Here is a 17,477-nt window from a genome sequence, read left to right on the forward strand (position 1 = left end):
CAGCAAACCAAGGAACGAAGATGCCGCGTGCCGGTTCTCCGCAACTTCCGCCGGGGGGCGCCGTCCCCCCGGCACCCATGAACATCGGAGAGGCGGCGGACCCGCCCTTCGCCGTCCTGCCCGACCCCGCCAGCCTGTTCGGCCGCCGCGCGGCGCGCTTCGCCGAACTGGCGCCGGAGCATCCGCTCGAAGCCTATCTGCGCTTCCTCGCGTCAGTTGCCGGGGCGCAGCGCGATTGCCTGGACGGCCTGCCGGAGCCGGTGCTGCCGCCGCCGGTGGAGCTGGAGCGGGCCTACACCCATTCCATGCCGCCGGTCCCCTTCGGCCGCTTCGAAGCCGACGCGGTGTTCGACGCCACGCTGACCGCCTTCCTCGACCGGCTGGCCGTCGCGGACGGCCTGCCGCAAGCGTCCCGCGACGCCATCGAAGGCCTGCGCGCGGCGGACGCGGACGCGCGGCGCGCCATGGCCGATGCCGTGCTGGTCGGTTCCATCCCGGAAGATGCGGTCGCCCCCCATGTGCTGATGGCCGCCGCCCTCCAGGTGCATTTCACCAGGGCCGCGGCGCGGCTCGACGCCAGCCGGCTCACCCCCGTGGCCGACGCGGCCTGCCCATCCTGCGGGTCCGGCCCGGTCGCCAGCATGATCGTCGGCTGGCCGGGGGCGCACGGCACGCGATTCTGTGCCTGTTCCATGTGCGGCACCCTGTGGAACGTGGTGCGCATCAAGTGCCTGCTGTGCGGCGGTGTCGACGGCATCGCCTACCACACCATCGAGGGGGCACCCGACGTGGTGAAGGCCGAGACCTGCGAGCAGTGCCACGGCTACGTCAAGATCCTGCACCAGCACAAGGACACACGGCTGGAGTCGGTGGCCGACGATGTCGGCTCCCTCGGGCTCGACCTTCTGCTCGCCGAGGAGGATTGGGTGCGCGGCGGCGCGAACCCCTTCCTGACCGGCTACTGACCGTCCGCGGGGACTGACGCCATGAGCCGGCGGGCCGGACCCTTGCCCTCGGTCGACGAGGTGATGCGCGGCGAGATCGGCCGCGTCGCCGTCGCGCGCTTCGGCCACGACGCCGCACTCGGCGCCGTGCGCGGCGCCTTGGACGGCCTGCGCGTACGGCTGCGCACCACCGGCGACGACGATCCGCCGCCGCCCGACCGCGCCACCGCCGCCGTGCTGGCCGCCGAAGCGGCGCTGGCTCGGCTGGAAGCCGACGACGCGCCGCGGCTGCGCCGCGTCCACAATCTGACCGGCACGGTCCTGCACACCAACCTCGGCCGCGCCGTACTGGCCGAGGCGGCGGTGGAGGCCGCCGCGGCCGCCATGCGCCACCCCGCGGCGCTGGAATTCGACCTGGACGGCGGTGGCCGCGGCGAGCGTGACGACGCCGTGCGCGGCCTGCTTTGCGAGCTGACGGGGGCGGAGGACGCCTGCCTCGTCAACAACAACGCCGCCGCGGTTCTGCTGGTGCTCAACACGCTGGCCCAGGGGCGGGAGACGGTGGTCTCCCGCGGTGAGCTGATCGAGATCGGCGGCGCCTTCCGCATGCCGGAGATTATGGCGCGGGCCGGCACGCGCCTGCGCGAGGTCGGCACCACCAACCGCACCCACCTCCGCGATTACGAAGGCGCGGTCGGGCCGGACACCGGCCTGCTGATGAAGGTCCACACCTCCAACTACCTCGTCCAGGGCTTCACGGCGGAGGTGTCGACCCAGGCGCTCGCCGCCATCGGGCGGGAGCGCGGCGTGCCGGTCGTGGACGATCTCGGCTCCGGCACGCTGGTGGATCTGTCGCGCTATGGCCTGCGGCGGGAGCGCACGGTGCAGGACGCGGTCGCCGACGGCGCCGACCTCGTCACCTTCTCCGGCGACAAGCTGCTGGGCGGGCCGCAGGCGGGCTTCATCGTCGGGCGGCGCGACCTGGTGCGGGCCTGCGCGAAAAACCCCATCAAGCGGGCGGTGCGGCTCGACAAGATCCGGCTGGCGGCGCTGGAGGCGACCCTGCGCCTCTACCGCGACCCCGACCGGCTGCCGGCGACCCTGCCGACGCTGCGTTTCCTGACGCGGCCGGTGGAGGAACTGCGCGGGCTGGCGGAACGGCTTGGGCCCGTCATCGCCGGGGCGGTGGGGGCTGGCTGGAGCGTGGCGTCCGCCGACTGCGCCAGCCAGATCGGGTCCGGCGCGCTGCCGCTGGAGACCATCCCCAGCCACGGCCTCGCCATCGAGCCGGCCGGGCGCGGCGCCTCCGGCGGCGCGGTGGAGGCGCTGGCCGCGGCCTTCCGTCGGCTTCCGGTGCCGGTGATCGGCCGCATCGAGAAGGGGGCGCTGCGCTTCGACCTGCGCTGCCTGGAGGACGTGGACGGCTTCGCCGGCCAACTCGCGCGCCTCGTTGTTCCGGCGGAGGCGGCAGTGCCATGATCGTCGGCACCGCCGGGCACATCGACCATGGCAAGACCAGCCTGGTGCGGGCGCTGACCGGCGTCGACACCGACCGGCTGAAGGAGGAGAAGGCCCGCGGCATCACCATCGAGCTGGGCTTCGCCTATTGGCCGCGCCCGGATGGGGATGTGGTGGGCTTCGTGGATGTGCCCGGCCATGAGCGGCTGGTGCACACCATGCTGGCCGGGGCGACCGGCATCGACCTCGTGCTGCTGACCGTGGCGGCCGACGACGGGGTGATGCCGCAGACGCGCGAGCATCTGGCGATCGTCGATCTGCTGGGGCTGCGGCGCGGCATCGTCGCGCTGACCAAGGCCGATCTTGCCGACGAGGCCCGGCGCGCCGCCGTGACCGCGGAGATCGCGGCACTCCTCGCCGGCACCGGGCTGGAGGGCGCTGACGTGGTTCCTGTCTCCGCCGTCTCCGGCGAAGGGCTGGCGGATCTTGCCGCACGTCTCGACGAGGCACGCGCCGCGACGGGAACCCGCACCGACGGTGGGCGCTTCCGGCTCGCCATCGACCGCGTCTTCTCCCTGGCCGGAGCCGGCACGGTGGTGACGGGCACGGTGATGTCCGGCTCGGTCGCGGTGGGCGACACGGTGGCGGTCTCCCCGGCCGGGATCGAGGCGCGGGTGCGTTCCATCCACGCCCAGAACCGGCCGGTGGAGCGCGGCCATGCCGGGCAGCGCTGCGCGGTGTCCCTGGTCGGCCCCAAGGTGTCGCGCGACACGGTTCCGCGCGGGCAGGTGCTGCTCGACCCCGCGCTGCACGCCCCGGTGCGCCGCATCGACGCCGAGCTGACGGTGCTGCGGTCGGAGCGGCGGCCGGTCGGGCAGTGGATGCCGGTGCGGCTGCATCATGGCTCCACCGAGGCGGCGGCCCGCGTCGTCGTCCTGCGCGACGGCGAGCTGGAGCCGGGCGGCACCGACTTCGTGCAACTCGTGCTCGACGAGCCGGTGGCGGTGGCCGCGGGCGACCGCTTCGTGCTGCGCGACACCGCCGCCACCCGCACGCTGGGCGGCGGCGTGCTGGTGGACCTCCAGGCGCCCGAGCGCCGGCGCCGCACGCCCGAGCGCCGCGCCGAGCTGGCGGCACTCCGCCGGGACGACCCGGCCGACGCGCTGGCCGGCTTCCTCGCTGCCGGGCGCGGCTGGGCGGATCTCGGCGCCTTCGTGCGCGACCGGGCCGGGGCGGCCGATCTCGCCGGGCGGCTGGCGGAGGGGCTTGGGCTGGTGACGCTGACCGCCGGGCCCGTCACCGCCGCCCTGCTGCCCACTGCCTGGGACCGGCTGCGCGACGACCTCGCCGGCACCCTTGCCCGCTTCCACGCCGAAAACCCGGACCAGCCCGGCCTCGCGCAGGAGCGGCTGCGGCTGACGCTGAAGCCGCGCCTGCCCGCCCCGCTCTTCGCCGTGGCGCTGCAGCGGCTGCGGGCGGAGGGGGTGGTCGCCATTGACCGTGCCTGGGTGCGCGCCCCCGGCCACGAGGTCCGCTTCACCGCGGAGGACGAGCGCATGTGGGCCGGCATCCGGCCGCTGCTGGGCGGCGAGGCCCGCTTCCGCCCGCCGCGGGTGCGCGATCTGGCCCGGCGCTTCGACATCGACGAACGGCTGCTGCGCCGCCTGTTCCGCATGGCGGCCCGGCGCGGCGACGTGGATGAAATCGCGCAGGACCATTTCTTCCTGGCCGAGACCGTGGTGGAGATGGCCGACGTGGCGCGCGCGCTGGCCGCCGCGGGTGAGGAGGGGCGTTTCGGCGTGACCCAGTTCCGCGACCGGCTTGACAATGGCCGCAAGGTTGCGATCCAAATCCTTGAGTTCTTCGACCGACAGGGCTTGACCATGCGCCGCGGCGACATCCGGCGCATCAACCCGCACAAGGCCGATCTGTTCTCGACCCCGCCGGCCCCACGGGCGCCGGCGGATCGGAACGACGGAGGAGCAGCGTCCCCGGTGGGGCGGCCGGACTTCAAATCCGGAGAGGGCCGCGAGACGGTCCTTGGTAGGTTCGACTCCTACCTCCTCCGCCAACCCCATTCAGGAGCGTGACGATGACGGCACATCCAACCGGTGGCGTCGGGCCCGGCTGCGTCGGGCGGCTCGATGCGGCGGCGAAGGCGGCGCAGGCGGCGGAGATCGCGTTCCGCCAGTCGGTGGCTGACGGCATCGCCCGGCATGAGCGGCAGCGGCAGTTCGCCTTCCGCCGGCTGGGGCTGGTGAAGGCGGTCGCCGCCGCCGTCGCCGGCGCGGAGACCGCGGAGGCCGCGACCGCGGTCGGGGCCGCGGCCCTTCAGCGCGAGCTGGACTGGCACGCGGAGACCGAAGCCCGCACCCGCATCCTCGATGCCTTCCAGGCCGTCACGCTGGCGGTGTGGGCGGAATCGCGGCCGGCCGACGATGCGGCCGATGATGCGGCGGTGGAGCCGGTGCGGGTGGAGGACGCCATCGCGGCCTTCGAGGCGTGGTACGAGACGGCGATCGGGCAGCCCTTCCTCGCCCTGCTGGACGTGGAATATCCGGAGCTGCCGGTGGTCGAGTTCTGAGCGCGATGCCCACGGACCCCGGCTCCGGCCCCGACTCCGGCCCAGGCCTCGTCACCGTCAAGGGCTGCCCGCTGCCGCTCGGGCTGCTCTACGACGTGCCGAACCACATGTGGTACGAGCCGCTGCCGGGCGGGCTGGTGCGGCTCGGCATGACGGTGGTGGCGGTGGCGCTCGCCAACGGCCGCATCTTCGCCTTCACGCCCAAGCGCGCCGGCCGGGCGCTGGAGAAGGGACGTTCCGGCGCCACCATCGAGAGCAGCAAGTGGGTGGGGCCGGCGCGCGTCGCCTTCGACGGGGTGGTGGTCGCGGTCAACCACGCGCTGATCGACCGCCCGTCGCTGATGGTCGCCGATCCCTATGGCGCCGGCTGGATGATGACCGCCCGGCCCGCTGGCGACGACGCGCTGGCCGCTCTCACTCCCGGTACCGCCGTCGCCGACGCCTACGCGGACTGGATGCGCGCCAACAATTTCCCCGGCTGCGGCACGCCCGCCGGCTGAGAGCGGAACCATCCCGCGTCAGATCAGCCCGGCCAGCGGATCGACCCCGAAGACCAGCGGGTGCAGGGCCAGCAGGGCGGCGACGAGCAGCAGCGCCAGCACCGGCCGCCACAGCCCGATCTCCCGCGGTTCCAGCCGCTCCCGCCCGGCCAGGATGCGGGCGAAGGGGATCGTGCCGGCCAGCCCGGGTGGATTGGCCAGTCCCGCGTTGCGGACCAGCGAGACCAGGGCGATGGCCAGCATGCCGGCGAACAGGATGACCCGCCGCTGGTCGCCGGCCACGGCAAGATGGCTTAGGCTCCACAGCAGCACGGCCATGCTGCCGGGCGTCGTGGTGATGCGGTAGACGCCGCACGGCTCCGGTCCGGGGCGCCGGGTCAGGCGCCCGACGAGCAGGAAGGCGGCCACCGGCATCACCGCGATGGTGGCGTAACGTGCCTCGAACACCGGGTACCACACCCACAGCCCCGGTTCCGCCGCCCGGTAAGCCACCACGACCGCGGCCAGCGCGGCGGCCGACACCAGCGAATGCACCGTGCGGAAGCCGCGCAGCCCCAAGCGGTCCGTCATCGCCCCGCGGACGGCGCCATGGGAAGGCACGGTGTGGCTGGCGACAAGGACGAGAACCGCGGCGATCAGCGGGGTCATGACCGGGCTCCTTCACGGCGAACGCACTCCGACCGGACGCGGCACCCTAGACCCGGCGTAACGCCGTCGGGCTTGACCATAGTCAAGTCCGGCCCGGGTGGTCCGGCTATTCTGGACCCGTCGGGTGCGGCCGGAACCAACGAAGAGCACGGCCGGTTCACCGAAAAAGTCCATGTCGACGCTGGGAGGATGCCATGGGCCGTGCAGGCCATGACCGGATTGGCGAAGCGACGGCGACCGCTGCGGACACGGTCATCGATCCGGCGGTGAAGCGGCGCGAGATCGCCGTCTTCCTGTTCCTGTCCGTCGTCATCTGGCCCTTCGTGGCGGTGGCGGTGGTCGGGGGCTATGGGTTCCTCGTCTGGATGTCGCAGCTCATCATGGGGCCTCCGGGGCCGCCGGTGCACTGAGCCGGCCATGAGCACCCAACGACCGGGTCCTCGACCGGGCGGCATCGACCGCGGCCGGCGCGGACTGCTGCTGGGTCGCCGCGCCGCGGTGCCCCCCATCCATCCGCCCTGGGCCGACGCCGCGGCGTTGCGCGACCTCTGCACCCGCTGCGGCGCCTGCGCCACCGCCTGCCCGGAACGGATCATCGCCCCCGGCGATGGTGGTTTTCCGGTGGTGCGCTTCACGGCGGGGGAATGCAGCTTCTGCGGCGCCTGCGCCACCGCCTGCCCGCAGCCGATCTTCGACACCGGCCGCCGCCCCTGGACCCACGTCGCGGCGGTCGGCGGCGGCTGCCTGGCGGTGGCCGGGGTCTATTGCCGGTCCTGCCAGGATTCCTGCCCAGAGGCGGCGCTGCGCTTCCGCCCGCTGCCGGGGGGGACCGCGGAGGCGCTGGTGGACGCCTCGGCCTGCACGGGCTGCGGCGCCTGCGTGCCGGCTTGCCCGGTGAACGCCGTCACCATGCAACCGGCACCGGAGAAGCCCCATGCCTGCTGAACTGCACGTCGCGTCGCTGCTCGTTCATGTCCGTCCCGACCGGCTGGTTCCGGTGCGCGCGGCGATCGCCGGAACGCCGGGTGCCGAGATCCACGCCGAGCAGGACGGCAAGCTGGTCGTGGTCGTCGAAGGCCCGCACGAGGGCTGGATCGCCGACCGCATGACCGCGATGCACCTGATGGACGGGGTGCTGTCGGCCGTTCTGGTCTTCCACCACGCGGAGGCGGTCGATGAAGCCGCCCCGCCGACACACTGAACCGACCCCACTGAAACGGCCCCCACTGGCGGGACCCACCGACGAGCGGAGGACTCCATGCTCAACAGGCGCGATTACATCAAGGCGCAGGCCGTCGCCACGGCCGCGGCGGCGGGCGGCATCAGCCTTCCCGCCGCCGCCCAGACCAGCATGGTGGCGGGAGAGGACGCGAAGCTCACCTGGTCCAAGGCTCCCTGCCGCTTCTGCGGCACCGGCTGCGGCGTCATGGTGGCGGTCAAGGACAACCGCGTGGTCGCCACCCACGGCGACATCAAGGCCGACGTCAACCGCGGCCTGAACTGCGTGAAGGGCTATTTCCTGTCCAAGATCCTGTACGGGCAGGACCGGTTGACCACGCCGCTGCTGCGCATGCGCGACGGCAAGTACCACAAGGAGGGCGAGTTCCAGCCGGTGTCCTGGGAGCGCGCCTTCGACGAGATGGCGGCCCAGTGGAAGCGCGTGCTGAAGGAGAAGGGCCCCGACGCGGTCGGCATGTTCGGCTCCGGCCAGTGGACGATCTGGGAGGGCTACGCCGCCAGCAAGCTGATGCGGGCCGGCTTCCGCACCAACAACCTGGATCCCAACGCGCGCCACTGCATGGCGTCGGCCGCGGTCGCCTTCATCCGCACCTTCGGCATGGACGAGCCGATGGGTTGCTACGACGACATGGAGCACGCCGACGCCTTCGTGCTCTGGGGCTCCAACATGGCGGAGATGCACCCGATCCTGTGGACCCGCGTCACCGACCGTCGCCTGTCGGCCAAGCATGTGAAGGTGGCCGTGCTCTCCACCTTCGAGCACCGCAGCTTCGAGCTGGCCGACATCCCGATGGTGTTCTCGCCCGGCACCGACCTCGCCATCCTCAACTTCATCGCCAACCACATCATCCAGACCGGGCGGGTGAACCGGGAGTTCGTCGAGAAGCACTGCAACTTCCGCATGGGGCAGAAGGACATCGGCTACGGCCTGCGCCCCGAGCATGTGCTGGAGACGCGCGCCGCCAACCCGCGCGACCCGGCGGTCAGCACGCCCAGCAACTTCGAGGAGTTCGCCCGCTTCGTCAGCGACTACACGGTCGAGCGCGCGTCGGAGATCAGCAAGGTGCCGAAGGAGCGTCTGCTGGCCCTGGCCGAGCTGTACGCCGATCCCAAGACCAAGGTCATGTCCTTCTGGACCATGGGCTTCAACCAGCACGTCCGCGGCGTGTGGGTGAACCACATGGTCTACAACATCCACCTGCTGACCGGTAAGATCAGCGAGCCCGGCAACAGCCCCTTTTCCCTGACCGGTCAGCCCAGCGCCTGCGGCACCGCGCGCGAGGTGGGGACCTTCGCCCACCGCCTGCCGGCCGACATGCAGGTCACCAATCCCGAGCACCGCAAGGTGACGGAGAGGCAGTGGCGGGTGCCGGAAGGGACAATTCCCGCCAAGCCCGGATACCACGCCGTGCTGCAGGACCGCATGCTGAAGGACGGCAAGCTCAACGCCTACTGGATCATGGTCAACAACAACCTCCAGGCGGCGCCCAACACGACGCAGGAGACGTATCCCGGCTACCGCAACCCCGACAATTTCATCGTCGTCTCCGACGCCTACCCGACCGTCACGGCGATGGCGGCCGACCTGATCCTGCCCGCGGCCATGTGGGTGGAGAAGGAAGGGGCCTACGGCAACGCCGAGCGGCGCACCCATTTCTGGCACCAGCTCGTCGCAGCACCCGGCGAGGCGCGCTCCGACCTCTGGCAACTCGTGGAGTTCTCCAAGCGCTTCACGGTGGAGGAGGTGTGGCCGGCCGACCTGATCGCCAGGGCCCCGGAGATGAAGGGCAAGACCCTCTACGACGTGCTCTTCGCCAACGGCGAGGTGAACCGCTTCCCGCTGTCCGATCTCGACCCGGCCTACGGGAACGACGAGGCGAAGGCGTTCGGCTTCTACCTCCAGAAGGGGCTGTTCGAGGAATACGCCTGGTTCGGGCGCGGCCACGGCCACGACCTCGCCCCGTACGACACCTATCATCAGGTGCGCGGCCTGCGCTGGCCGGTGGTGGACGGCAAGGAGACGCTGTGGCGCTACCGGGAAGGGCTCGATCCCTTCGTGAAGGCCGGGGAGGGTGTGAAGTTCTACGGCAACCCCGACGGCCGGGCCAACATCTTCGCCTTCCCCTACGAGCCGCCGGCCGAGAGCCCCGACCAGGAGTTCGACCTGTGGCTGGTCACCGGCCGCGTGCTGGAGCACTGGCACTCCGGCTCCATGACCATGCGGGTGCCGGAGCTGTACAAGGCCATGCCGATGGCGCTGGTCTACATGCACCCGGACGACGCCGCCGCCCGCGGCCTGCGCCGCGGCTCGGAGGTGCGCGTCATGTCGCGCCGCGGCGAGATCCGCACGCGGGTGGAGACGCGCGGGCGGAACAAGCCGCCGCGGGGGGCGATCTTCGTGCCCTGGTTCGACAGCTCCCGCCTGATCAACAAGGTCACGCTGGACGCCACCGACCCCATCAGCAAGCAGACCGACTTCAAGAAATGCGCCGTCAAGGTCGTGGCCGTCTGAGGGAGGAACCGAGATGAACGCCCGCATCCTCGCGGTTCTGGCCGCGCTTCCCGTCCTGCTGCCCGCCGTGCTTCCGGCCCAATCGCCGGGCCAGGGGGCTTCCGTCCAGACGCCGTTCCGCCCGCCCGTCGGCTTCGAGCAGGAACCGGTGCCGCCACCCATCCCGGCCGACGTCACCGACGACCGCCGGGTCGCCCGCAACTACCCCGAACAGCCGCCGGTGATCCCGCACAACATCCGGGACTACCAGCTCACGCTGAACAACAACCAGTGCCTGACCTGCCACAGCCGGCAATACACGGCCGGCTCGCAGGCGCCGATGATCAGCATCACCCATTACGTGGACCGCGACGGCCAGACGCTGGGCGGCGTCACCCCGCGGCGGTACTTCTGTCTGCAATGCCATGTGCCGCAGACGGTGGCGCAGCCCCCCATCCGCAACGACTTCCGCGACGTGGACAGCCTGATCAGCCGGCCTTCGGACGGGGGTGACCGGCGATGAGACTGCCCGGATTCCTGCTGCGGCCATGGCGGATCATCGCCACCCCGGCACGCACCCTCAGCCTGGGGTTCCTGACGCTCGGCGGCTTCGCGGCCGGCGTGTTCTTCTGGGGCGGCTTCAACACCGCGCTGGAGGCGACCAACCGCGAGGCCTTCTGCATCTCCTGCCATGAGATGAACGACAACGTCTATCAGGAGCTCAAGCAGACCATCCACTTCACCAACCGCTCGGGCGTGCGCGCCACCTGTCCGGATTGCCACGTGCCGCACGCCTGGACCGACAAGATCGCCCGCAAGATGCAGGCGTCCAAGGAGGTGTGGGGCCACCTGTTCGGCACCATCGACACGCCGGACAAGTTCGCCGCCATGCGCCGCGAGCTGGCGGAGCATGAATGGGCGCGGCTGAAGGCCAACAACAGCCTGGAATGCCGCAACTGCCACAGCGCGGAGTCCATGGACATCACCAGGCAGGGGGCGCGGGCCGCCGACATCCACCAGCGGTTCCTGTTCACCGGGGAACGCACCTGCATCGACTGCCACAAGGGTATCGCCCACCGGCTGCCCGACATGCAGGGCGTGCCGCCGGGCTGGACGGTCAGCGAACAGAAGTGAGGAGCGGGCATGAAAAAAGCCCCTCCCCCGCGAGGGGGAGGGGTTCGGGGTGGGGGAGTTTATGGCCCGAAGGCCGGGAGAATCGCGGGGGACGCGTCGGTCCCCACCCCCGTCCCTTCCCCCCGAGGGAGGAAGGGGACTCTCGTTCGATCAGTAGACCTGCTCAGACCGGCGGCTGCTGCGGCCGCATGTCGGCCGGGTCGATGCCGGCGACGACCACCGGCTTCTTCATGGCGTCGCGGCGGAACGGCTCGCCCAGCTCCTGGTTCAGCACCACCTCGACGAAGGTGGTGATGCCCTTGTTCTGGTTCTCGATCGCCTTGGTCAGCGCGTCGGTCACCTCCTGCTGGGTGGTGGCGACGATGCCGGCCAGCCCGCAGGCTTCCGCCACCTTGGCGTAGCTGAGCTTCAGGTTCAGCTCGGTGCCGACGAAGTTGTTGTCGTACCAGAGCGTCGTGTTGCGCTTCTCGGCGCCCCACTGGTAGTTGCGGAAGATCACCATGGTGATCGCCGGCCACTCCTCGCGGCCGATCGAGCTCATCTCGTTCATCGAGATGCCGAAGGCGCCGTCACCGGCGAAGCCGATCACCGGCACGTCCGGGCAACCGATCTTGGCGCCGACGATGGACGGGAAGCCGTAGCCGCAGGGGCCGAACATGCCCGGCGCCAGATACTTCCGGCCCTCCTCGAAGGACGGGTAGGCGTTGCCGATGGCGCAGTTGTTGCCGATGTCGGTGGACAGGATGGCGTTGCGGGGCAGGGCCGCCTGGATGGCCCGCCAGGCCTGGCGCGGCGACATGCGGTTCGGCTCGCGCTCGCGCGCCTCGGCGTTCCAGCTCGTGCCGGGGTCGTCGTCCTCATGGTCGAGCGAGGACAGCATCTGCAGCCACGCCGACTTGGTGCGGTGGATGAGCGCCTTGCGCTCCTCGCGCCCGTCGTCGCCGGCGGTCGGGGCGAGCTGCGCCAGAAGCTGCTGCGCCACCTGCTTGGCGTCGCCGCAGATGCCCACCGAGACCTTCTTGGTCAGGCCGATGCGGTCGGGGTTGATGTCGACCTGGATGATCTTGGCGGTCTTCGGCCAATAGTCCATGCCGTAGCCGGGCAGGGTGGAGAAGGGGTTCAGACGGGTGCCCAGCGCCAGCACCACGTCGGCCTTGGCGATCAGCTCCATGGCGGCCTTGGAGCCGTTGTAGCCGAGCGGGCCGGCGGCCAGCGGGTGGCTGCCCGGGAAGGCGTCGTTGTGCTGGTAGCCGCAGCAGACCGGGGCGTCCAGACGCTCGGCCAGCGCCTTGGAATCCTCGATGGCATCGCCGATCACCACGCCGGCGCCGTTCAGGATGACCGGGAACTTGGCCTCCGACAGCAGCTTCGCGGCCTCCGCCACCGCCTGGCGACCGCCGGAGGGGCGCTCCAGCCGAACGATCTGCGGCAGCTCGACGTCGATGACGTGGGTCCAATAGTCGCGCGGGATGTTGATCTGGGCCGGCGCCGAACCGCGCCACGCCTTCTCGATCACCCGGTTCAGGACCTCGGGGATGCGGGAGGGATCGCGGACCTCCTCCTGGTAGCAGACCATGTCCTCGAACATGGCCATCTGCTCGACTTCCTGGAAGCCGCCCTGGCCGATGGTCTTGTTGGCCGCCTGCGGGGTGACCAGCAGCATCGGCGTGTGGTTCCAGTAGGCGGTCTTGATCGAGGTGATGAAGCCGGTGACGCCCGGACCGTTCTGGGCGATGGCCATGCCCATCTTGCCGGTGACGCGGCTGTAGCCGTCGCAGATCAGCGCCGCGTTGGTCTCGTGCGCGCAGTCCCAGAAGGTGATCCCGGCCTTCGGGAACAGGTCGGAGACCGGCATCATGGCCGATCCGATGATGCCGAAGGCATGCTGGATGCCGTGCATCTGAAGAACCTTCACGAAGGCTTCTTCGGTCGTCATTTTCATGGTGGCTCTCCCGTCGTCTGCTGTCCGGACGGTACGGCGCGCGGTGGTGCCGGGGCGTCCGCCACGCCGGCACCGGCCGAAACCGTCCCCTCCCCATCGTCTTCAACCCCGCCGCGTTCCGCGGGGGGGTGTGGCCGGATCGCTGCGTGCAGTCTCACCCAGCGATATGATCCGTCTCGATCCTGCCAAAAACGGGAGCGATGGGCAAGCGGATTTCTTCTTTCCTATCAGCAAACGATCCGATTTGTCTCATTGAACGGAATTGACGGGTGGGGGCTCAAGGCGACCACGCCCCCATCTCCGGCGTCACTCCTCCGCGCCGTCCACCGCCCGCAGCCCCTCCCGGTACTGCCCGCCGCGCTCGACGTAGCGGGCGGCGGCTTCCGCCCCCATGCTGGAGTCGGGGTCGAGGGTCTTGACCAGCCGGGCGGGGTTGCCCACCACGACGGCGCCGTCGGGGAAGCTCTGGCCCTCGCGGATCAGGGTGTTGGCGCCGACGACGGCGTTCCGGCCGACGACGGCGCCGTTCATGATCGTGGCCCCCATGCCGATCAGGCTGCCGGCGCCGACGGTGCAGCCGTGCAGGATGGCGCCGTGCCCGACCGTGCAGTCGGGGCCGACGGTCAGCGGGAAGCCGGGGTCGGCGTGCATCACCGCCCCGTCCTGCACGTTGCTGCGGTCGCCGATGGTCACGTCCTCGGTGTCGGCGCGCAGCACCGCGTTGAACCAGACGCTGACATCCTCCCCCAGCCGCACGCGGCCGATGACGCGCGCACCCGGCGCGATCCAGACGCGCCCGCTCTCGGGCAGGGTGGGGGTGTGGCCGTTCAGGCTGTAGACGGGCATGGGCGCTGTCCTCCTCGGTCTCCGTTTGCCGGGGAGGATCGTCGCGCCGGGCCTTGGAATGCAACCGTTCTCATGGCGCTGGCCGTCGCGGCGCCGCCGTCACTTCACGTTGATGTAATGCGCCGCCCAGATCTGCCGGTTGGACTGGTCGTCGGTGGGGGTGGCGCCGTCGGCCATGGGAACGACGGTGTAGAGTGGCCCCAGCGCGCCGAGCCCCAGCGGCTTCCCCTCCTGACAGAGCGCCAGCACCTGCTTGTCCGCCGCCTGGATCTCCGGCGACAGCTCCACCTCGTAGCCGTCGATGGCCTGCACCGCCACGGTGCCGGAGGCGGCGCCGGCGGCCTTCAGCACATCCGCCAGCGCCGGCCCCTCGAAGCGGTAGGACTTGCCGTCGTAGGGCACGACGGTGCGCACCGCCATCTGCGGCAGGGCGGCCAGCTCGTCGATGGTGAAGGTCCGCGCCTTCTCCCACTGGTTGCCGCGGAAGGCGTGGAAGCGGTCGGTGGACTCCACGAAGGGGCCGCGGTTGGGCGACGCGATGTTGCCGGCCACCGTCAGCACGATGGCGTTGCCCTTCGCCACGCACTCCGCCGCCGCCGGGCCAGCCGCCAGGGCCAGAAGGAGCGCCGCCGCGATCGTCCTCATCACCATTCCCCTTGTCTCCCCCTGCTCACGCCGCCCGCACCCACACCGCCGTGTCGTGGAAAGCCGCCCCGCCAGCGGGCGGGATCGGCTCCGGCGAGGTCAGCGCGTTGATGCCCAGCCCCTCCACGAAGGCGCCGTTGGGCCAGATGCCCTCGACCACCACCACCCCCCGCTGCAACCCGCCGAAGGGCCTTGCGTGCACGACGACGCTGGCCTGCCGGTTGCCGAGCCGGACGGGCGTGTCTTCCGCCACCCCCAGCGCCGCGCAGTCGTCCGGATGCATCAGGGCGGTCGGCCGCCCCTCGCGCTTCCGTGCGGTGCCGGTCTCGGTGAAGCTGGTGTTGAGGAACTGGCGCGCCGGGGCGGTGACGAGGCGGAAGGGGTGCTCGTCGTCCGTGGTCCCGCCCGGCGGCATGTGGTCGGGCAGGGCCGGCAGCTCGTCCAGCCCGTCGCGCCCGCCCATGGCGCCCAGCGCCGCCCAGTCCGGCGCGAAGCGGAAGCGCCCGTCGGGAAAGCCGAAGCCGGTCAGGAAGTGGGAGGTCTCGAAATCCGGCTGCGCGTCGTGCCAACGGCCGGCGGCCAGCGTCTCGGCGTCGGGCAGGCCGCTGGCCTTCAGCACGGTGTCGACCAGCTCCCACGCGCTCATATGGCAGGCGGGGTGGTCGTCGGCGCCGAGCCGGCGCATCAGGTCGTTGTTGACGATGTGGTTCTCGCGCGCCTCGCCCTGCGGCTCGATCACCTTGCGGCCGACCAGGATGTGCGACTGCCCGCCGCCGCGGTAGAGGTCGTCGTGCTCCAGGAAGGTGGTGGCGGGGATCACGAGGTCGGCGAGGGCGGCGGTGTCGGTCATGAACTGCTCGTGCACGGCGACGAACAGATCCTCGCGCAGCAGCCCGGCGCGCACCCGCGCGCTGTCCGGACAGATGGCCGCGGGGTTGGTGTTCTGCACCAGCATCGCCTTGATGGGCGGCCCGTCGCCCAGGTCGCGCGCGCTGCCCGTCAGCACCGCCCCGATGCGGGACTGGTCGAGCTGGCGGACACCGGGCCGGGCGCGATCGTTGGCGTCGATGGGCTTGCGGTCGATGCGGTAGATGCCCGACGAGCAATAGAGCCCGCCGCCGCCCCGGTGCTGCCACGCCCCGGTCACCACGGGCAGGCAGCTCACCGCGTGCATCTGCGCGGCACCGTTGCGGCTGCGCGTCAGGCCGTAGCCCATGCGCAGGTAGCTGGCCTTGGTGCCGCCGTAGAGCCGGGCGAAGGCGGTGATCTCGGCCGCCGGAACGCCGGTGATCGCTTCCGCCCATTCCGGCGTGCGGTCGCGCAGATGTTCCTCCAGCCGCTCCACGCCGGCGGCGTAGCGGGCGAGATAGGCGCGGTCGGCGAAGCCGTCGCGGAACAGCGCATGCATCACCGCGCAGGCCAGCGCCCCGTCGGTGCCCGGCCGCGGCATGATGTGCAGGTCCGACACGTCCGCCGTGCCGGTGCGGTAGGGGTCGATGGTGACCAGCTTGGCGCCGCGCGCCTTGCGCGCCCGGCTGACGTGGGTCATCACGTTGACCTGGGTCGCCACCGGGTTGCCGCCCCAGTTCACGATCAGGTCGCTCTCGGCCATCTCCCGCGGGTCGGTGCCGCGGATGGCGCCGTAGCCGGCCAGCCAGCCCATGTTGGCCGGCGTGTCGCAGACCGTGCTGTATTGGCCGGCATAGCCCTTCAGGTGGCGCATCCGCTGGATCGAGCCGCGCTGCACCAGCCCCATGGTGCCAGCGTAATAGTAGGGCCAGACCGCTTCCGGGCCGAAGTGGCGTTCGGCGTCGAGGAAGGCGTCGGTGATGCGGTCCAGCGCCTCCTCCCAGCCGATCTCCCGCCACTGGCCGGAGCCCTTGGGCCCGGTGCGCAGCAGCGGCCGGGTCAGCCGGTCGGGACTGTGCACACGCTCGGCGTAGCGGCTGACCTTGGCGCAGATCACGCCCGCCGTGTAGCTGTTGTCGGCGGCGCCGCGCACCTTGCCGATGCGGTCGGGGGCGATGCGCTCGACCTCCAGCGCGCAGGTGGACGGGCAATCATGCGGGCAGGCGGTGGCGAGGAAAGGGCTGCTGTCGGGCATCGACGGAACTCACGCGGCGGACACCCGCAAAGATTAGTGGGCGCTTTTGCCGCAGGCAATCGCCGCGTGGTGAACGGGTTGAAATCATCTTACAACAATCGGTGGGCACCGTTCGTTGCAGCGCGTCAAAATCGCGAGTCGTCGGTGGGATCGGCACGCGCAGCGGGGTGTGGCGCGCTGGGATTTCTGGTGCGAAGGGGGTGATCGGATGATCGGGCACGGATCGGGCTGGTGCACAGGCGCCCTGGTTGCAACGTTGCTGGGGCTGTTGCCGGGGTTTGCGGCGGCCGATCCGGTGAAGCTCGGCTATGTCGAGTTCCCGCCCTACACCCAGACGGAGGGTGGCCAGCCCAAGGGCAGCCTGATCGAGGCCTTCGGCAAGGTGGCGGCGGAGGAGGGCATCGCCTTCACCGCGGAATCGGTGCCCGCGCGCCGCCTGTTCCAGGGGCTGGCGGACGGGGAGTTCCACGTCTTCCTCGGCATCCGGACGGTGAAGGAGCTGGAGGGCACCACCATCGCCTCGGCGAACCCCATCGGCCGGATCGAGCTGAACGCCTATGGCATCGGCAGCGCTCCTGTGGTGACGCGCAAGGAGGATCTGGCCGGCAAGGCGGTGATCGTGCTGACCGGATATTCCTACGCCGGCTGGCGCGTCTGGATGGACGACCCCGCCAACAAGGTGACGGTGGTGGAGGCGCGCACCCCCGACCAGGCGGTCAACCTGCTCCAGGCGGGGCGCGCGCCGGTGCTCCTTCAATATTCGTTGCCGATGGCGCAGGCGCTGGCCGGCAAACCAGTGCCGGACCTGGCATCGGCGCCGGTGTCGGCGATCGACATCTTCGTCGTGGTGTCGAAGAAGGCGCCGGGGGCGGAGGCGCTGCTGGCCAAGCTGGAAGCGGGGTTCGCCCGCCGGGCGAAGTGATCGCGCGGGTCTGACGGAAC

General features: G+C 71.1%; 16 protein-coding genes, 1 tRNA gene and 1 pseudogene. 13 read left to right on the top strand and 5 right to left on the bottom strand.

The window, feature by feature from the left end:
• The first annotated feature begins 20 nt into the window (after positions 1 to 20).
• The 6 genes and pseudogenes from fdhE to HL658_RS21835 all read left to right on the top strand — a co-directional run bounded on the left by fdhE (position 21) and on the right by HL658_RS21835 (position 5,486).
• Positions 21 to 965: a formate dehydrogenase accessory protein FdhE gene (gene fdhE / locus HL658_RS21810; protein WP_281378843.1), complete on the top strand. Its 945-nt coding sequence runs from the start codon at positions 21 to 23 to the stop codon at positions 963 to 965.
• 21 nt (positions 966 to 986) lie between these two features.
• Positions 987 to 2,423, top strand: a complete 1,437-nt coding sequence (gene selA, locus HL658_RS21815) for an L-seryl-tRNA(Sec) selenium transferase (protein WP_180283151.1) — start codon at positions 987 to 989, stop codon at positions 2,421 to 2,423.
• A pseudogene (gene selB, locus HL658_RS21820) lies at positions 2,420 to 4,249 on the top strand (selenocysteine-specific translation elongation factor); the annotation flags it as partial. The gene selA and the pseudogene selB, both read left to right, overlap by 4 nt.
• A 129-nt stretch (positions 4,250 to 4,378) precedes the next feature.
• Positions 4,379 to 4,473 (top strand) — tRNA-Sec (locus HL658_RS21825).
• Between the two features lie 21 nt (positions 4,474 to 4,494).
• A complete protein-coding gene (locus HL658_RS21830) occupies positions 4,495 to 4,986 on the top strand; it encodes a hypothetical protein (RefSeq protein WP_180283150.1) in 492 nt (163 codons plus the stop codon).
• Positions 4,987 to 4,991: 5 nt separating this feature from the next.
• On the top strand, positions 4,992 to 5,486 hold the full coding sequence (locus tag HL658_RS21835; protein ID WP_180283149.1) for a glycine cleavage system protein H: 495 nt from the start codon (positions 4,992 to 4,994) through the stop codon (positions 5,484 to 5,486).
• Between the two features lie 18 nt (positions 5,487 to 5,504).
• Here the strand turns inward: HL658_RS21835 and HL658_RS21840 are convergent, their stop codons facing one another.
• A complete protein-coding gene (locus tag HL658_RS21840) occupies positions 5,505 to 6,134 on the bottom strand; it encodes an NnrU family protein (protein WP_180283148.1) in 630 nt (209 codons plus the stop codon).
• A gap of 194 nt (positions 6,135 to 6,328) precedes the next feature.
• On the opposite strand from HL658_RS21840, the gene napE reads away from it, so the two are divergent.
• From napE to HL658_RS21870, 6 genes are read left to right on the top strand one after another with little or no spacing between them, the layout of a single operon-like run.
• A complete protein-coding gene (gene napE / locus HL658_RS21845) occupies positions 6,329 to 6,544 on the top strand; it encodes a periplasmic nitrate reductase, NapE protein (RefSeq protein WP_180283147.1) in 216 nt (71 codons plus the stop codon).
• Between the two features lie 7 nt (positions 6,545 to 6,551).
• Entirely contained in the window at positions 6,552 to 7,079 is a 528-nt protein-coding gene (gene napF, locus HL658_RS21850; protein ID WP_180283146.1) for a ferredoxin-type protein NapF, read from the top strand.
• Complete coding sequence (locus HL658_RS21855) at positions 7,069 to 7,335, top strand: chaperone NapD (RefSeq protein ID WP_180283145.1); 267 nt, start codon at positions 7,069 to 7,071, stop codon at positions 7,333 to 7,335. The genes napF and HL658_RS21855 overlap by 11 nt, the downstream gene beginning before the upstream one ends.
• Positions 7,336 to 7,392: 57 nt before the next feature.
• Positions 7,393 to 9,885 carry a periplasmic nitrate reductase subunit alpha gene (gene napA, locus HL658_RS21860; RefSeq protein ID WP_180283144.1) on the top strand — a complete coding sequence of 831 codons (2,493 nt, stop codon included), beginning with the start codon at positions 7,393 to 7,395 and terminating at the stop codon, positions 9,883 to 9,885.
• A 13-nt stretch (positions 9,886 to 9,898) separates the two neighbouring features.
• Positions 9,899 to 10,387, top strand: a complete 489-nt coding sequence (locus HL658_RS21865; protein ID WP_180283143.1) for a nitrate reductase cytochrome c-type subunit — start codon at positions 9,899 to 9,901, stop codon at positions 10,385 to 10,387.
• A complete protein-coding gene (locus HL658_RS21870; protein ID WP_180283142.1) occupies positions 10,384 to 10,998 on the top strand; it encodes a NapC/NirT family cytochrome c in 615 nt (204 codons plus the stop codon). The genes HL658_RS21865 and HL658_RS21870 overlap by 4 nt, the downstream gene beginning before the upstream one ends.
• Positions 10,999 to 11,161: 163 nt before the next feature.
• Here the strand turns inward: HL658_RS21870 and xsc are convergent, their stop codons facing one another.
• The 4 genes from xsc to HL658_RS21890 form a co-directional block, all read right to left on the bottom strand.
• Positions 11,162 to 12,940, bottom strand: coding sequence for a sulfoacetaldehyde acetyltransferase (gene xsc / locus HL658_RS21875; protein ID WP_180283141.1), 1,779 nt, complete (start codon positions 12,938 to 12,940; stop codon positions 11,162 to 11,164).
• Between the two features lie 306 nt (positions 12,941 to 13,246).
• On the bottom strand, positions 13,247 to 13,786 hold the full coding sequence (locus HL658_RS21880; protein WP_180283140.1) for a gamma carbonic anhydrase family protein: 540 nt from the start codon (positions 13,784 to 13,786) through the stop codon (positions 13,247 to 13,249).
• Positions 13,787 to 13,885: 99 nt separating this feature from the next.
• A complete protein-coding gene (locus tag HL658_RS21885; protein ID WP_180283139.1) occupies positions 13,886 to 14,437 on the bottom strand; it encodes a hypothetical protein in 552 nt (183 codons plus the stop codon).
• A gap of 19 nt (positions 14,438 to 14,456) precedes the next feature.
• Positions 14,457 to 16,535, bottom strand: a complete 2,079-nt coding sequence (locus tag HL658_RS21890; protein ID WP_180283138.1) for a molybdopterin oxidoreductase family protein — start codon at positions 16,533 to 16,535, stop codon at positions 14,457 to 14,459.
• A 208-nt stretch (positions 16,536 to 16,743) separates the two neighbouring features.
• On the opposite strand from HL658_RS21890, the gene HL658_RS21895 reads away from it, so the two are divergent.
• Positions 16,744 to 17,457 carry a substrate-binding periplasmic protein gene (locus HL658_RS21895; RefSeq protein WP_180283137.1) on the top strand — a complete coding sequence of 238 codons (714 nt, stop codon included), beginning with the start codon at positions 16,744 to 16,746 and terminating at the stop codon, positions 17,455 to 17,457.
• Positions 17,458 to 17,477 lie beyond the last annotated feature (20 nt).

It is taken from the genome of Azospirillum oleiclasticum (assembly GCF_013423485.1).
GTDB lineage: Bacteria > Pseudomonadota > Alphaproteobacteria > Azospirillales > Azospirillaceae > Azospirillum > Azospirillum oleiclasticum.

Bases quoted from the DNA above. Each gene is read 5' to 3' on its own strand.
- fdhE (WP_281378843.1), top strand. From the start codon at position 21: ATGCCGCGTGCCGGTTCTCCGCAACTTCCGCCGGGGGGCGCCGTCCCC.
- selA (WP_180283151.1), top strand. From the start codon at position 987: ATGAGCCGGCGGGCCGGACCCTTGCCCTCGGTCGACGAGGTGATGCGC.
- HL658_RS21830 (WP_180283150.1), top strand. From the start codon at position 4,495: ATGACGGCACATCCAACCGGTGGCGTCGGGCCCGGCTGCGTCGGGCGG.
- HL658_RS21835 (WP_180283149.1), top strand. From the start codon at position 4,992: ATGCCCACGGACCCCGGCTCCGGCCCCGACTCCGGCCCAGGCCTCGTC.
- HL658_RS21840 (WP_180283148.1), bottom strand. From the start codon at position 6,134: ATGACCCCGCTGATCGCCGCGGTTCTCGTCCTTGTCGCCAGCCACACC.
- napE (WP_180283147.1), top strand. From the start codon at position 6,329: ATGGGCCGTGCAGGCCATGACCGGATTGGCGAAGCGACGGCGACCGCT.
- napF (WP_180283146.1), top strand. From the start codon at position 6,552: ATGAGCACCCAACGACCGGGTCCTCGACCGGGCGGCATCGACCGCGGC.
- HL658_RS21855 (WP_180283145.1), top strand. From the start codon at position 7,069: ATGCCTGCTGAACTGCACGTCGCGTCGCTGCTCGTTCATGTCCGTCCC.
- napA (WP_180283144.1), top strand. From the start codon at position 7,393: ATGCTCAACAGGCGCGATTACATCAAGGCGCAGGCCGTCGCCACGGCC.
- HL658_RS21865 (WP_180283143.1), top strand. From the start codon at position 9,899: ATGAACGCCCGCATCCTCGCGGTTCTGGCCGCGCTTCCCGTCCTGCTG.
- HL658_RS21870 (WP_180283142.1), top strand. From the start codon at position 10,384: ATGAGACTGCCCGGATTCCTGCTGCGGCCATGGCGGATCATCGCCACC.
- xsc (WP_180283141.1), bottom strand. From the start codon at position 12,940: ATGAAAATGACGACCGAAGAAGCCTTCGTGAAGGTTCTTCAGATGCAC.
- HL658_RS21880 (WP_180283140.1), bottom strand. From the start codon at position 13,786: ATGCCCGTCTACAGCCTGAACGGCCACACCCCCACCCTGCCCGAGAGC.
- HL658_RS21885 (WP_180283139.1), bottom strand. From the start codon at position 14,437: ATGGTGATGAGGACGATCGCGGCGGCGCTCCTTCTGGCCCTGGCGGCT.
- HL658_RS21890 (WP_180283138.1), bottom strand. From the start codon at position 16,535: ATGCCCGACAGCAGCCCTTTCCTCGCCACCGCCTGCCCGCATGATTGC.
- HL658_RS21895 (WP_180283137.1), top strand. From the start codon at position 16,744: ATGATCGGGCACGGATCGGGCTGGTGCACAGGCGCCCTGGTTGCAACG.